This window comes from Kitasatospora sp. GP30, from assembly GCF_029892145.1.
GTDB classification, from domain to species: Bacteria; Actinomycetota; Actinomycetes; order Streptomycetales; family Streptomycetaceae; genus Kitasatospora; species Kitasatospora acidiphila.
Genome location: NZ_JARZAH010000021.1, coordinates 70240 through 85259 on the forward strand (window position 1 = coordinate 70240; position 15020 = coordinate 85259).

Genomic DNA, 15020 nt, shown 5'->3' on the forward strand with positions numbered 1-15020 from the left:
AGCGGCGCCTTCCGCAGCTCGGCCGTGCTCACCGAGTGCCGTGGCGGTATTCGAGCCGACCGCTAGGCGTCCCCGCGCGCCATGCGGATCAAACGGTCCAGCACCTGCCCGCCGCTGGCCCGCAGACCGTCGTGCTCCCACTCGTTGGTCACCCAGGCCCGCAAACCACGCACCGCGTCGGCAGTCGCCAGCGAGTCGGCCGTGTCCACGTACATGTCGTCGTGGTAGACCGCCGCCACCACCGGCACCTGATTGGCCGCCAGCGCCTCAGGCGAGTAGAGATCGGGCCAGTCCGTGCGATCGGCCAGCAGCTGCGCCGCCTCGCGCAGTGGACGAAGCGCCGGATCGGTCTCGAACATCCACGGGTAGATCATCTCGCCGGTGAACCGCACCGGGGTGCCGTCGGCCAGTGCCTGGAGTGCGTCGAACTCGGGGAACTCCGCGCGCACTTGGTGGGCTGCCCAGGCCGTCGGTCCGCCATCGACCGAGCGCTGCCCGTAGATCGACTCGTGGAGCACGGCGTAGAGCGGGCCGCCGGCGAAGGACAGCTGCGACTGGACCCCGGCCAGGAAGGTGTCCGAGAGCTCCAGCCCGGCGCTGCCGCGGACCCAGGCGTCCTCCAGGAGGTAGTGCAGCGTGTCGGAACCGCTGCCGGAGCCGAGCAGCAGGCCGAGCGCCTGGAAGGCCGGCACAGTCAGGTCACCGCCGTCGGGCAGCCGTGCCGGTGCGTCGGCCAGGTGCTCGACGACCCGCCGCACCGTCTCGACGTCCTGCGGGTAACGGGCGTAGTGCGCTGTGTTCTTCCGCGCCACCCGCGGGTAGGCGGCCCGGTACACGTCGGCCGCGCTGCTGCGCAGCCCGGCCAGGCCGCCGGTCACCATTGCCTCGCGAACGCCCTCGGGCGCCAGGGACAGGTAGGTCAGCGTGCAGAAGCCGCCGTAGCTCTGGCCGAGCAGAGTCCACTGGCCGTGCTCGCCGAGGAGCTGGCGCCGGATCAGCTCAGCATCCCGGACGATCGAGTCGGCGCGGAAGAACGACAGGTACTCGGCCTGCTCGGCGGCACCGCCGCGCAGCGGGAGGGTCTGCCGGGTCGCCGGGGTCGAACGCCCGGTGCCGCGCTGGTCCAGGAGCAGCACGCGGTAGTCGTCCAGGGCCCGGTCCAGCCAGCTGTCACGCCCGAGCGGTCGAGCAGCCCGGCCACCCGGCCCGCCCTGCAGGAAGAGCAGCCAGGGCAGCTCTGCCCGCTCCTTGCCCGCCGCGACGACTTCACGGGCGTAGACCTCGATCTGCTCTCCGTGAGGTGCCGCATGGTCCAGCGGCACCTGGAAGAGGTGGTCGGTCAGGACGACGCCTGGCTGTCGGATCACGACGGACATGAGACTCCTTCGTCTGCGCTCGGCGCGGCTGGGGTGCGCGCTGTTCCACCTGCGCCGGAGCCGGGCGACCCGCTCCTGGCAGCGGGCGTCGGCCGGCACGGGCCCGGGCACTTCCCGATGCGGTCGGTACCCCCTCGGCACCGTATCCTGGCGCCCGCCGGGCAGCAGCGGCGCCGTCCGTCCGAATCGGTCCGCGACTGCGGGGGAGCGCGGTGCGGATCCGGCGGCGGCCGGCAGTCGAACCGCCAACCGGCGGGGCGTGACCTGCGGCCCGTGCGCCGCGTTCACACTGAGGGGCGCCATCGGGTCCGAGACTCATGGTGGTCCCGCCTCTGCGGGAAAGCCGTGCCCGGGGTGCCGGAGCCGGACTACCGTGCTCCCGGCTCGCCGCTGGGAGGCGCGCGGCCCGCTCCGCGTACGACCGAAACCAGCCAGGACAGGCGGGGCCCGTGGGCCCGCGCTGCCCACCGACAGGAGGAGTGCCCGGTGACGGCCCCCAGGCCAGCACAGACCGCGAACCCGGCCGAGACGGTTGCCGGTGCGCCCCCGGTCACGCCGCCGCGGTTCGAGGCGGCACCGCTCGGGACCGGCCGCCACGGGTCCCAGGCCCGTCGGCAGCCCACCTCGGCCCACGCCGATGTGCTGTGTGTCAGTGCGCCGGCGATGGCCACCTCCGGTCCTGACGGGCAGCTGCGCGGGGACGGGCTGCACGGCTTCTACCGCTCTGGGATCCGCCAGCTGAACCGGATGGAGGTCCGGCTCGGCGGGCTCGAGCCGCTCCCCCTGCAGGGGGAGCTCACCACGGCATCCCAGGCCCGCTTTCTCGGTGCGATTCGAGTGCCCGGTGAGCTCGATCCGGACCCGGCACTGACCGTGGAGCGCCTGCGGCATGCGGATGGTCTCGAAAGCATCACCGTGCGCAACGCCGGCAGTCGCCCGGCGCGGCTCCCCCTGGAAATCGCTCTCGGTACCGATCTCGGCAACCTCGCGGAGATCGGCGCGGGCGCCCGGCTGCCGGACATCTCGGCGCAGGTCCAGTCCGCAGGTCTGCGGTGGATCGGCCGGGGGCACAGTGCCACGGTGATAGCCCGGCCGTCGCCGCATGCCGTACTCGCGGGCGCCGGCGTGCTGCGCTGGGACTTGGAGGTCCAGCCCGGGGCCCGATGGTCGGTCGAGCTGCGAGTGGAGTTGGAGCCGCAGGCACCCTCTCAGGTGCGTCCGCCGATCGGTCGTGGCGCGGGAGTCCCCGCCCCCTGGACCGATCTGCAGGTCCGCTGTGACGACCCGCGGGCCGAGTTGCAGGTGAGTCGCTCGCTGGACGCGCTGAGTAGCCTGCTGCTGGCCGACGCCGACCGGCCGAGTGACCTCTACGCGGCCTCGGGCGCCCCGTGGCGGTTCGGCCTGGCCGCAGCCGACGCGCTCTGGGCGGCCCGGCTCACCCTGCCGCTCGGCATCAGGCTCGCCGGCGGGACACTGCGCGCCCTGGCACGCCGTCAGCAACCGGCCGGCAGCCGGGGTGAGGGGGTCATCCCGGGGCCGCTGCGACATGCGGGGCCCGAGCTGCCACCTTCCTGTACGGCTACCGAGGCGACCCTGCTCTTCGTCACCGTGCTTGCCGAGGCCTGGCGCTGGGGGCTGCCCGGCTCGGAGGTGACGGAGCTGCTGCCGGCGGCCGAGCGGGCGTTGGCGGCGCTGCGGGCCACCGCCGAGGCCGGGCTGGTGGACGGTTTCGTGGCGGACCTGAGCCGACTGGGCGATGACCGGGCCGCCGGGCCGCCCGCTGCCCGCTGCGAGGTACAGGCCCAGGCCCACCGCGCCGCACTGCACGGTGCGGAGCTGCTGGACGCCTTCGGGCGGCCCAGTGCCGGTTATTGGCGCGAGTGGGCGGAGGAGCTGCGAGAGCGCTTCCACCAGCAGTTCTGGGTGGACGACCTCTCCGGTGGTCGGCCCGCAGCGGCGCTGATGGCCGACGGGCGCTTGGTGAACGCCGTCACCAGTTCCTCGGTGCACCTGCTCGACCTCGGACTCGGCGCAACGGGCGACGCCCTGCCGGGCTTGCTCGACCGCGAGCAGACCCGGCTGCTGGCCCACCGGTTGGTCACGCCTGATCTCGACTGTGGCTGGGGTTTGCGGACCTTGGGGGCGAAGTCGCCCCGGTTCAACCCGCTCGGCCACCGCAGCGGCGCGGTGCGGGTGCTGGAGACGGCACTCGCGATCTCCGGGCTGGCCGAGGCGGGGTTCGAGCGCGAGGCCGGGATGTTGCTGGAAGGCCTGCTCGGGGCCGGAGCCCACTTCGACGGCCGGCTGCCGGAGATGTACGCGGGGGAGCAGCGGCTGCCCAACTGCCCGCCGGCACCGCACCCGGCAGCCTGCCGACCGGCTGCGGGCGCCGCCGCCGGAGCCGCGCACGCGATCTTCGCGCTGGCCGGCGTCCGCCCGGACGTGCCCGCCGGGCGCGTGCTGGTCCGGCCGGCCAGTACGGCTCCGCTGGGGGAGTTGGAGCTAGCGGGCCTGCGGGTGGCGGGAGAGCCGTTCTCGGTACGGGTCAGCCGGATCGGCGTCGCTGTGGTAGAGGAGGCCTCCCCGGAGCTGCAACTGGGCAAGGGCTGACGGGCAGTCGGCTGATGTGAGCGGGCCCGGTGCCGGCACATGTCAGCTGGCCTGCCAGCTCCATGGGCGCCAGATGCACTGCGCAGCGCGCCAGTCACGTAGTGATACTTCTTTTGGTTGACCTCGTGTTTATCGTCAAAGAGACGACTATGATCGGCCTCATGTCTCGCTATGACCCGTCGGCCTTTCCCCCGTTCGCAGTCACGGTCGATCTTGTGGTGCTGACGGTCCGCGAGCATGAACTCTGCGCGCTGCTGGTGCGGCGGGGCGAGCCCCCGTTTCAGGGGTACTGGGCGCTGCCGGGTGGCTTCGTGCGCCCCGACGAGGGCCTGGGAGAGGCAGCCTCCCGCGAGCTGGCCGAGGAGACCGGCCTGCGTGCACACGCCTCGGGCGGCCAGATTGCAGTCGGCGCACACCTTGAGCAACTCGCCACCTACGGACACCCCCAGCGTGACCCGCGGATGCGGGTGGTGAGTGTGGCTCATCTGGCGCTGGCCCCCAACCTGCCCACCCCCAAGCCCGGTGGTGATGCCCGAGGTGCGCGATGGGCACCCGTCGGCGAGCTGCTCGGGTCGGCCGAGGCAGACCGTGAACCGCTCGCCTTCGACCATGCGCTGATCCTCGCGGACGGGGTCGAGCGGGCCCGCTCGAAGATCGAGTACTCCGCGCTCGCCACCGCCTTCTGCCCGGAGGAGTTCACGGTCGGCGAGCTGCGTCGGGTCTATGAGGCGGTCTGGGGCGTGGCGCTCGATCCGCGCAACTTCCACCGCAAGGTCACCGGGACGCCGGGCTTCCTGGTCCCGTCCGGCGGTACCACGACCCGTCAGGGCGGTCGTCCGGCCCAGCTGTTCGCGGCCGGTGGCGCCACCCTGCTCAACCCGCCGATGCTTCGCCCCGACTCCTGACGCCGCATCACCAGAGGTCCGCCGCAGCCGTCCCCTGATCGGGTGAGACAGGCCGCGAACTGGCCTGCCTCGCCTGCACAATGCCCGAAAAGCCCTGGTGCGCAGCCTAGGGTGCTGAATTCGGAGCGGCTGAGCCGCCAGGGCAGCAGAGCACGTGGGAGCAGCCAGTGATGATCCAGGCCAGTGGACTCACGAAGGTCTACCGTCGTGGCCGCCGTCCGGCCGTCTTCGATCTCGGCTTCGATGTCAGACCCGGTTCCGTGACCGCCCTGCTCGGCCCCGAGGATGCCGGCAAGACCACTGCCCTGCGGCTGATGCTCCAGTTGGAGAACGGCCTTGGTGTGACGCTCTTCGACGGTCGTGTCTACCGCCGGCTGCGGCACCCCGAGCGAGAGGTCGGGGTACTGCTGCCGACCGCCCACCCGGGGCTGGGCAGCCCCGGCCGGACGGCCCGCGGTCATCTGCGGATGCTGGCCGCCGCGATCGGCGCGCCGCCGCGCCGGGCCGACGAGCTGCTGGAGCAGGCCGGGTTGGCAGGTGCGGCAGACCAGCGGTTGCGCACCTTCTCCGTCGAGATGGCCCGGCGCCTCGGCTTCGCGGCTGCGCTGCTCGGTGAGCCGAAATCGCTCCTGCTGGACAACCCGACCGCGGGGTTGTCCGCACACGGGCCGGAGCGGCTGCATTCGTTCATCCGGACCGTCCCGGCAGGCGGCGGATCGGTGCTGTTCACCACGCGCAGCCCGGAGGAGGCCGCGCAGCTGGCTGATCGCGTGGTGACCCTGGCAGACGGCCAGCAGGTGGCCGACCAGCCGGTCTCCGAGTTCCGCCGGACCCGACTGCACCCAGAGGTCGCGGTCCGCGGACCCCAGATGGCCAGGCTCGCCGACCTGCTGACCGAGCAGGGCGCAGACGTTCGGTCGGAGGGCGGTGCGGGCCTCGCAGTCAGCGGCCTGGCGCGCACCGAGATCGGCGAGCTCGCCTATCGCAACGGCATCATGCTGCATGAGCTCGCCGACCGGGTGGCCGAGCAGCCGGCCCCGCGTCCGGCCCGTCCGATGCCGGAGCGGCTGGCACCCGCCCCGACGGTCCAGCTGCGCCGGATGGCCGCGATCGTCGTGGGAGGACGTTCGGCCCTGCCCCCGCTGCCCCCGCTGCCCCCTCCGACATCCGACCGTGCAGCGGAGGCGTTGCCCACGATCGAGCTACCGCCGGTCCTTGACCCGCTGTCGTCGGCGGCCATGGATACGGCTGCGGATTCACCTGAGTTCTCGTCAGGAGCGCGGACGGCCGAGGCGGCGAGCATCGAGTCGCTGCCCTTGGGTGGCGCGCTGGCAGCCGTCATCCCCCAGCCGCCCGCCCCCGATGGCGCCCCCGATATCGCCTGCGGGGCGCTTGACACCGCGGCGTCGTCGGCAGCGGCTTTCCGGCAGCCCGCCCTCGTGATCGACGGTGCCGCCTCTTTGCCCGCCCCGCCTCACGAGGCACCTCTCGCCGCCCCTGAGGCACCGCCCGGCGGCTATGAGGCACCTCTGGCCGCCCCCGAGGCATTGCCCGGCGCCTATGAGGCGCCTCTCGCCACCCACGAGGCACTGCACCAGACCCTGCCCGCCTCGCTCTCCGAGACGTCGGCACTCGCCTATCCGGCCTGGATTAGCGCGGCCCCCGGCGCCGACCTCGCCGCCCCCGTCGCCGAGCCGCCCACCGCCACCAGCACCCTCGCCGACGGCACTCCGATCGCCGGCGCCAGCGCCCTCAGCGCCGCAAGCCCCCTCACCAGCCGCGGCCCCTTCAGCAGCCCCGGCCCCCTCGCCAGCCCGGGCGCCCGCACCGCCGCGGTGCCCGCCGACGACGGCGAGCCGGCCGCTACGCCCCGCCCGTCGCCGATGCCGGCTGTGCACGACCTCGAACCCCTGGCCATCGGCCACGATCCGCAGCCCCTGACCGGGCCCGACCACTGGAACGGGTGATCGCATGCGAGCGCTCGCTTACGAAGGCCGCCGACTGCTCGGGATCCGGAGCACCTGGCTGATCCTGGCGGCAGCCCTGCTGGCCCAGGCAGCGGCCACGGCGCTGCTCGCCCACCGCGCGGGCCCGGCGGACCTCCGGATGCCGCAGCTGGTCCGGACCGTCACCGCCACGCTTCCGCTGCTGCCGGTCCCACTCGCCGGACTGGCCGCCGGCCTGCTCGGCGCCCTCGCCGCCGACCATGAGGTGCGCCAGCCCGGTCTCGCCGCCTCCCAGGTCCGCTTCCTGGTCCGGATGCGCCTGCTGCTGGCCAAGCTGGGTCTGGTCGGTGCGGTGGCAGCGGTCCTGGCCGCCGTCTCGCTGCTGGTCGACGCCGTCGCCGTGCGGCTGATCCGGCCGTCAACGGCTCACCTCCTGAACTTCGGAGAGGTCACAAGCCTCGGACACCTGCGGGCCGACCGCTGGCCGTTGAGCATGCTGCTCGCCTTCACCGCGGTGGTGGTCGCGGCCGGCTGGCTTGGGGTCCTGGCCGCAGCGGTGTCCCGCAGTGCGGTGGTCGGCTTCCTGCTGTTCTGCGCGCTGCCCATGCTGGTCGAGGTCGTGGCCGACATGCCGCTGCTCCACCGGCTGCGCGAGGCCGGGCTGCCTTTGGTGGCCCAGGTGGCTCACGCCACCCGGACGGCTCGGGTGCCATGGGCCGAATCGGCATCGGTGCCGCTGAACATCCTGGACCCGGTCGCCCAGCCGGTCCCCGTGCTCGGGGCGCTGCTGGTTCCGGCCAGCCTGCTGCTGATCCTCTGCGTGCTGACCCAGGTCCGCCGCCGCTCCTTCTGACCCGGGCCCCCACCGCCGCAGCGTCCCGGGGGGCGGGCTCGGTCGCTTCCGCGGCCCGGCCCGCTCCCACCCCACCCCATCTCACCCCCCACCGCAGTACTCACACTCCGTCAGAAGGCAGTGCGAAGCAGGCAGCTTCGAGATCGCTACGGCCATTTCCGCTTGCTAAGAAGTCAATGGTTCAGCCCCGGGCGATCACCCTTTCGTGTGCTTTTCACGAGAATCCTCAAGCCGCGCGCGCCGATCGCCGACAAAGGACGTGTGAGTACCCTTGCGCACACCGCCATCACCGTCGCCCGCACCGCCGAGGCCCCCGCGTCCGGCGCTGCCGAGCTCGACCGTTTCTCCTACGCCGATCGGCCGACTCCGCCCGTCCCCCGTTGGGACGGGGCGGAGAGTGACCTCGCCAGGGTCGGCCGCAAGACCACCAGCAGCCGCGGCCGCGGGCTGCACGGGCAGCTCGTCCAGCAGCTCGGTCAGATGATCGTCTCCGGTGACCTGGGTGCCGACCGCCCACTGGTCCCGGAGGAGATCGGGCAGCGGTTCGAGGTCTCCCGCACCGTGGTCCGCGAGTCACTGCGCGTCCTGGAGGCCAAGGGCCTGGTCAGCGCCCGGCCGAACGTCGGCACCCGGGTCCGTCCGGTGGGCGACTGGAACCTGCTGGACCCGGACATCATCGAGTGGCGCGCCTTCGGTCCGCAGCGCGAGGAGCAGCGCCGGGAGCTCTTCGAGATGCGCTGGGCGATCGACCCGCTGGCCGCCCGGCTGGCCGCCGGCCACGGGCGCGAGGACATCCAGCAGCGACTGGCCGAGCTGAGCGAGATCATGAGCGCGGCGTCCGCCCAGGGTGACCTGGTCACCTTCTCGCGGGCCGACGCGGAGCTGCACGCCCTGATCCTGCAGATGGCCGGCAACCGGATGCTGGAGCACCTGTCCGGCATCGTGGCCGCGGCGCTGCAGGTCAGCGGCGGTCCGGCGACCGCCTGCGAGCGGCTCTCGGAGAGTTCGGTGGCGGTGCACGGCCGCCTCGTGGATGCCATCGGCGGCGGCGACGGCGCGGCGGCCGAGACCGCGATGCGCACCCTGTTGACCGTCCACCCGGACGTGGAACACGCGGTGCCCGCGCCCCGCGAGCACTGAGCGGGTCGGCCACGGACCTGCTGGACGTGAGCAGAGCCCTCCGGAGACCCGCGCAGCCGCGTCCGGGACCATCCGGGGGGCCGCCGTCGGGTCCGTCCGGTCTCTCGCCGGGCAGTGTGTGACCTGTGCCACGGGCGGCATGCGTAACACTTGGGGAGCGGCAGCGATGTGTACGGAGCGGAAGCAGCTCCGGAATACCCGCGCCATGTCAGAATGCTGTGTTGGTCTGCGGCGCTGCTGCCGTCCTACAAACCAGCGTCCTGCAAACCCAGTCCTCAAGTCCGAGCCGGTCGGAAATCCCCGCCTGTCCCCCGCGGCAGGTGCTCCTTCCACGCCCTCTCGGGCGGTCCGGTACGGGTTCGAGTCCACTCTTCGTCCGAGAGGTTGTTCGTGTCGGCCAGCACATCCCGTTCGCTCCCCCCCGAGATCGCAGAGTCCGCGGCCCTGCTGGCGCTCATCGAGCGGGGCAAGGCCCAGGGGCAGATCGCCGGTGACGACGTGCGTCAGGCATTCGAGGCGGACCAGATCCCGGTCACCAAGTGGAAGAACGTCATGCGCAGCCTCAACCAGGTGTTGATTGAGGAGGGGGTGGACCTGATGGTCAGCGCGGCCGAACCGTCCGCCGCCAAGCGCAAGAGCGTCGCGGCCAAGAGCACCACCAAGCGCACCGCCACCAAGGCGGTCACGACCCGTACTCCGAGCGCGCCGACCAAGCCCCCGGTGCGGATCGCGCCCGCCGCGACCGTGGCCCCGGCCGCGGTGAGCTCGGTCACCTCCGTCACGGTGGTCGCCTCGCTGAACGACCCGGTGGGCACCGAGTCGATCGCCGCGCCCGCCGTCGCGGCGCCGGCCAAGAAGGCCGCCGCTCCGGCGAAGAAGGCCGCTGCCAAGAAGACCGCGGCCCCGGCGAAGAAGACCGCTGCCAAGAAGACCGCCGCGAAGTCCGAGAAGGCCGAGGGCGACGAGGAGCTGCTGGGCGACGAGGAGCTCCTGGAGGACGTGGCGCTGCCCGCCGGCAAGGCCGAGACCGAAGGCGAGCCGGAGGAGGAGTCGGAGGGCTTCGTCCTCTCCGACGACGACGAGGACGACGCCCCGGCCCAGCAGGTGGCCGTCGCCGGTGCCACCGCCGACCCGGTCAAGGACTACCTGAAGCAGATCGGCAAGGTGCCGCTGCTCAACGCCGAGCAGGAGGTCGAGCTCGCCAAGCGGATCGAGGCCGGCCTGTTCGCCGAGGACAAGCTGAGCCAGGCCGACAAGCTGGCCCCCAAGCTCAAGCGCGAGCTGGAGATCATCGCCGAGGACGGCCGCCGGGCCAAGAACCACCTGCTGGAGGCCAACCTCCGCCTGGTGGTCTCACTGGCGAAGCGTTACACCGGTCGCGGCATGCTCTTCCTGGACCTGATCCAGGAGGGGAACCTCGGTCTGATCCGTGCGGTCGAGAAGTTCGACTACACCAAGGGCTACAAGTTCTCGACCTACGCGACCTGGTGGATCCGCCAGGCGATCACCCGCGCGATGGCCGACCAGGCCCGCACCATCCGCATCCCGGTGCACATGGTCGAGGTCATCAACAAGCTGGCCCGCGTCCAGCGCCAGATGCTCCAGGACCTGGGCCGCGAGCCCACCCCGGAGGAGCTGGCCAAGGAGCTCGACATGACCCCGGAGAAGGTCATCGAGGTCCAGAAGTACGGTCGTGAGCCGATCTCGCTGCACACCCCGCTGGGCGAGGACGGCGACAGCGAGTTCGGTGACCTGATCGAGGACTCCGAGGCGGTCGTCCCGGCCGACGCGGTCTCCTTCACCCTGCTCCAGGAGCAGCTGCACTCGGTGCTCGACACGCTGAGCGAGCGCGAGGCCGGCGTGGTCTCGATGCGCTTCGGCCTCACCGACGGTCAGCCGAAGACGCTGGACGAGATCGGCAAGGTCTACGGGGTCACCCGTGAGCGCATCCGCCAGATCGAGTCGAAGACCATGTCCAAGCTGCGCCACCCGTCGCGTTCCCAGGTGCTCCGCGACTACCTGGACTGATCGCAGCTCGCGAGGCCGGCCGAGGGCCCGGAACGGTTCGCCGTTCCGGGCCCTCGGCCGTTTCCGGTGGCCCGGGGCCGTCAGCCGGGTGGGTGCTCCAGGTCACTCGTCCGGGTGTCTGGCGGTGCCTCGACGGGCACGCAGCGTGAGAATCTGACTACGCTATGGCGGTTGCCCGCTGTCGAACCGCTCGGAGTGTCGTGTGATGTCCGTCTCGTCGATTTCGTCCCGTGCTGGCCTTCGTCGCACCGCCCGGCCGCTGTCCGGCCGCCGGCGGGCTGCCGCGCTGACCCTGCTCGCGGTGCTGCCGACCGCGCTGGTCTCCCTGGGCGCCTCGCCCGCCCATGCCGATCGGCGGATCGTCGGCGGCTCGATGGACAGCACCGATCAGCACCCCTGGATGGTGGCGGTGGCCAGCCGGGCCCAGTACGGGAACGCCCGCTCCGGTCAGTTCTGCGGCGGAACCCTGGTGGCGCCCACCAAGGTGGTCACCGCCGCGCACTGCTTCTACGACGACCAGACCGGCAAGCCGATCGAGCGCCCGGGGCTGAAGGTCGTGGTGGGCCGGAGCGACCTGGCCGGGCGGCAGGGGGCGGAGGTGCCGGTCGCCAACGTCTGGATCCACCCGCAGTACTCGTTCGAGGAGAATATGCAGGACGTGGCGGTGCTCACGCTGCAGACCCCGCAGTCGGACCGGGCCGTGCTGCCGCTGGTCGGCCAGGGCGAGACGACGCCCTACGCCCCGGGCACCGCGGCCACGGTCTACGGCTGGGGTGACACCACGGGGCGCGGCAGCTACGCCGACACGCTGCACAGCGTCGACGTCCCGATGGTGTCCGACGACGAGTGCGCGCGCGACTACCCGGGCGGCCCGGACGGCAGCTTCGATGCCCGCGGCATGGTCTGCGCCGGTGAGGCACGCGGGGGCAAGGACGCCTGCCAGGGCGACAGCGGCGGCCCGCTGGTGGTCGGGGGCCGACTGGTCGGGCTGGTCAGCTGGGGCACCGGCTGCGCCGAGGCCGGGCATCCGGGCGTCTACACCCGGCTGGCGGCGGTGGCGGACGCGGTCCGTGGCCAGCTCTGATCGCCAAGCCGCCGACCGGGGCCGGATACGACGCCGGGCGGCAGGCTTGTCAGCCTGCCGCCCGGTGGCCGGCCCGCAAGGGCCGACCTCAGCACGTCAAGGGAGCGTCGAACGCTCAGCGCTCATCGTTGGCGGCCGAGGCCGTCGTGGTGGCGAGACGACCGCTCTCGTCCTGTATTTCCACGGCGATCTTCTTGAGCTCCGGCTCGAACTTCCGCCCGTGGTGGGCGCAGAAGAGCAGCTCTCCGCCGCTGGCCAGCACGACGCGCAGGTAGGCCTGGGCGCCGCAGCGGTCGCAGCGGTCGGCCGCGGTGAGCGGGCTCGCAGGTGTCAGAACAGTAGTCACGTCGCCTCTTCTCTAGCTCGACGAGCTGTCGTACCAGGGTCAACATCCAACCAGGCCGAAAACGTTCCCGCTCGTGGCTTTTCTTCTTTGAGGATTCTGCTGTGTTGATGAGGACGTGCCCCGGGCACCGGTGGTTCATGCGTGCCGGAATCCGCGACCTGTCTATCACTCGAACGCATCTTCGAACTGTTGTCCGAAGGTGGGCGTAGCATAATCCCCTACTGGGTTGGAGCATAAGCCCCGTCCCGAGCACCCGGTAGCCTGCATCGTGGCAGCTCCAGCGCTCGCGACCGGTTCGACGATCCGCCAGGATCCGTCGGGCGCGGGCGAGATGGCGCTCTCCCGCACCGTGCCAGGTGCCGTTCGTGTTCGCGCAGCGCGTACAAGCCGCGGAGCCCGGTGCGGGCCACGCGACGGTCGGTCGGGGCGTGGTAACGAGGCGCCTGCGGGAACCTGCCACAGCAGCAGCCGGCCGGATCGAGTCAGAGTCTCTTGGAGGAGTGCACCGCCGTGAGTGCCGAAACGACCGTGTCGTCCGCCCTGCGGGCCGCGGAGGACGGATCCAACTACACCGCTCGGCACCTGCTCGTCCTTGAGGGGCTCGAGGCGGTTCGCAAGCGGCCCGGTATGTACATCGGATCGACCGACAGTCGCGGCCTGATGCACTGCCTCTGGGAGATCATCGACAACGCGGTGGACGAGGCGCTGGGCGGCTTCTGCGACCACATCGAGGTGCTGCTCCACGAGGACGGCTCGGTCGAGGTCCGGGACAACGGCCGAGGCATCCCGGTGGACGTGGAGCCCAAGACCGGTCTGTCGGGCGTCGAGGTCGTGATGACCAAGCTGCACGCCGGCGGCAAGTTCGGCGGCGGCTCCTACGCGGCCTCCGGCGGTCTGCACGGCGTCGGCGCCTCGGTGGTCAACGCGCTCAGCGCCCGGCTCGACGTCGAGGTGGACCGCGGCGGCCACACCCACGCGATCAGCTTCCGCCGCGGTACGCCCGGCATCTTCACCGAGCTGAGCCCGGACGCCCCGTTCGAGGCGGGCAGCGGTCTGACCCGGAGCCGCAAGGTGCCCAAGGCCCGCACCGGGACCAGGGTCCGCTACTGGGCCGACCGGCAGATCTTCCTCAAGGAGGCCCGGCTCTCCCTGGAGACCCTGCACAACCGGGCCCGCCAGACCGCCTTCCTGGTGCCCGGCCTGACCATCGTGGTCCGTGACGAGCGGCTGACCGAGAGCGACAAGGTCGACGAGGCGGTCTTCCGCTTCGACGGCGGGATCGGCGAGTTCTGCGAGTTCCTGGCCCCCGACAAGCCGGTCTGCGACGTGCTGCGGCTGCGTGGCGAGGGGACCTTCAAGGAGACCGTCCCGGTCCTGGACGAGCTGGGCCACATGACGCCCACCGAGGTCACCCGGGAGCTCGGCGTGGACATCGCGCTGCGCTGGGGCACCGGCTACGAGACCACGCTGCGCTCGTTCGTCAACATCATCGCCACCCCCAAGGGCGGCACCCACGTCACCGGGTTCGAGCGCTCGCTCGCGAAGACCGTCAACGAGGCGCTGCGTGCCACCAAGCTGCTGCGGGTGGCCGAGGACGACATCACCAAGGACGACGCCACCGAGGGCCTGACCGCGGTGGTCACGGTGCGCCTGGCCGAGCCGCAGTTCGAGGGGCAGACCAAGGAGGTGCTCGGCACCTCGGCCGCCAACCGGATCGTCGCCGCGGTGGTCGCCAAGGAGCTGAAGGCCTTCCTCGGCTCGACCAAGAAGGACGAGAAGGCGCAGGCCAGGACGATCCTGGAGAAGGTCGTGGCGGCCGCCAGGACCCGGGTGGCGGCCCGCCAGCACAAGGAGGCGCAGCGCCGCAAGACTGCGCTGGAGACCTCCTCGCTGCCCGCCAAGCTGGCCGACTGCCGCAGCGACGACGTGGAGCGCAGTGAGCTCTTCATCGTCGAGGGGGACTCCGCGCTGGGCACCGCCAAGTTGGCCCGCAACTCGGAGTTCCAGGCGCTGCTGCCGATCCGCGGCAAGATCCTCAACGTCCAGAAGGCCTCCATCTCGGACATGTTGAAGAACACCGAGTGCGCCGCGATCATCCAGGTCATAGGGGCCGGTTCGGGGCGGACCTTCGACATCGACCAGGCCCGCTACGGCCGCGTGATCTTCATGGCCGACGCCGATGTCGACGGATCGCACATCCGCTGCCTGCTGCTCACGCTCTTCCAGCGGTACATGCGGCCGATGGTCGAGCAGGGCCGGGTGTTCGCCGCCGTGCCGCCGCTGCACCGGATCGAGCTCAGCAATCCCAAGCGCGGCCAGGAGAAGTACCACTACACCTACTCCGACGCCGAACTGCGCCGCACCCTCCTGGAGTTCCAGGCCAAGGGGCTGCGCTGGAAGGAGCCGGTGCAGCGCTACAAGGGCCTCGGCGAGATGGACGCCGACCAGCTGGCCGAGACCACCATGGACCCGCGCCACCGGATCCTGCGCCGGATCAACCTGGGCGACCTGGAGGCCGCGGAGCAGGTCTTCGACCTGCTGATGGGCAACGAGGTGGCACCGCGCAAGGAGTTCATCGTGGACTCGGCGGCGACGCTGGACCGTTCGCGGATCGACGCCTGAGCCGAGGCGTCCACCCGCCGCGAGGGGCTCTCCACCCACGGGTGGAGAGCCCCTCGCGCGTGGAATCAACCCTGGCTCCGATCAGTTCGCGGCCCCGGATCCGTAACTTC

General features: G+C 71.8%; 10 protein-coding genes. 8 read left to right on the plus strand and 2 right to left on the minus strand.

All coding sequences use genetic code 11. From position 1 onward, the window contains the following. Positions 1 to 62: 62 nt before the first annotated feature. Positions 63 to 1376 carry an alpha/beta fold hydrolase gene (locus tag P3T35_RS25445; RefSeq protein WP_101382436.1) on the minus strand — a complete coding sequence of 438 codons (1314 nt, stop codon included), beginning with the start codon at positions 1374 to 1376 and terminating at the stop codon, positions 63 to 65. 486 nt (positions 1377 to 1862) lie between these two features. Between P3T35_RS25445 and P3T35_RS25450 the strand changes: the two genes are divergently transcribed. The 7 genes from P3T35_RS25450 (at position 1863) to P3T35_RS25480 (ending at position 11942) form a co-directional block, all read left to right on the plus strand. After that, the gene (locus tag P3T35_RS25450; protein ID WP_280707853.1) at positions 1863 to 3986 is read left to right on the plus strand and encodes a glycogen debranching N-terminal domain-containing protein; all 2124 of its coding nucleotides are present in this window, start codon (positions 1863 to 1865) and stop codon (positions 3984 to 3986) included. 161 nt (positions 3987 to 4147) lie between these two features. Continuing rightward, on the plus strand, positions 4148 to 4891 hold the full coding sequence (locus tag P3T35_RS25455) for an NUDIX domain-containing protein (protein ID WP_101382437.1): 744 nt from the start codon (positions 4148 to 4150) through the stop codon (positions 4889 to 4891). Between the two features lie 170 nt (positions 4892 to 5061). Continuing rightward, complete coding sequence (locus P3T35_RS25460) at positions 5062 to 6858, plus strand: ATP-binding cassette domain-containing protein (protein ID WP_101382438.1); 1797 nt, start codon at positions 5062 to 5064, stop codon at positions 6856 to 6858. 4 nt (positions 6859 to 6862) lie between these two features. Next, complete coding sequence (locus P3T35_RS25465; protein WP_101382439.1) at positions 6863 to 7690, plus strand: hypothetical protein; 828 nt, start codon at positions 6863 to 6865, stop codon at positions 7688 to 7690. Between the two features lie 207 nt (positions 7691 to 7897). Continuing rightward, complete coding sequence (locus tag P3T35_RS25470) at positions 7898 to 8830, plus strand: FCD domain-containing protein (protein ID WP_101382440.1); 933 nt, start codon at positions 7898 to 7900, stop codon at positions 8828 to 8830. Positions 8831 to 9220: 390 nt separating this feature from the next. Next, positions 9221 to 10858: an RNA polymerase sigma factor gene (locus P3T35_RS25475; RefSeq protein ID WP_101382441.1), complete on the plus strand. Its 1638-nt coding sequence runs from the start codon at positions 9221 to 9223 to the stop codon at positions 10856 to 10858. 205 nt (positions 10859 to 11063) lie between these two features. Further along, positions 11064 to 11942, plus strand: a complete 879-nt coding sequence (locus P3T35_RS25480) for a serine protease (RefSeq protein ID WP_101382442.1) — start codon at positions 11064 to 11066, stop codon at positions 11940 to 11942. A 115-nt stretch (positions 11943 to 12057) separates the two neighbouring features. Here the strand turns inward: P3T35_RS25480 and P3T35_RS25485 are convergent, their stop codons facing one another. Then, a complete protein-coding gene (locus P3T35_RS25485; protein WP_101382443.1) occupies positions 12058 to 12288 on the minus strand; it encodes a hypothetical protein in 231 nt (76 codons plus the stop codon). A gap of 510 nt (positions 12289 to 12798) precedes the next feature. Between P3T35_RS25485 and P3T35_RS25490 the strand changes: the two genes are divergently transcribed. Continuing rightward, positions 12799 to 14910, plus strand: coding sequence for a DNA topoisomerase IV subunit B (locus tag P3T35_RS25490; RefSeq protein WP_101382444.1), 2112 nt, complete (start codon positions 12799 to 12801; stop codon positions 14908 to 14910). Positions 14911 to 15020 lie beyond the last annotated feature (110 nt).

Bases quoted from the DNA above. Each gene is read 5' to 3' on its own strand.
- P3T35_RS25445 (WP_101382436.1), bottom strand. From the start codon at position 1,376: ATGTCCGTCGTGATCCGACAGCCAGGCGTCGTCCTGACCGACCACCTC.
- P3T35_RS25455 (WP_101382437.1), top strand. From the start codon at position 4,148: ATGTCTCGCTATGACCCGTCGGCCTTTCCCCCGTTCGCAGTCACGGTC.
- P3T35_RS25460 (WP_101382438.1), top strand. From the start codon at position 5,062: ATGATCCAGGCCAGTGGACTCACGAAGGTCTACCGTCGTGGCCGCCGT.
- P3T35_RS25465 (WP_101382439.1), top strand. From the start codon at position 6,863: ATGCGAGCGCTCGCTTACGAAGGCCGCCGACTGCTCGGGATCCGGAGC.
- P3T35_RS25480 (WP_101382442.1), top strand. From the start codon at position 11,064: ATGTCCGTCTCGTCGATTTCGTCCCGTGCTGGCCTTCGTCGCACCGCC.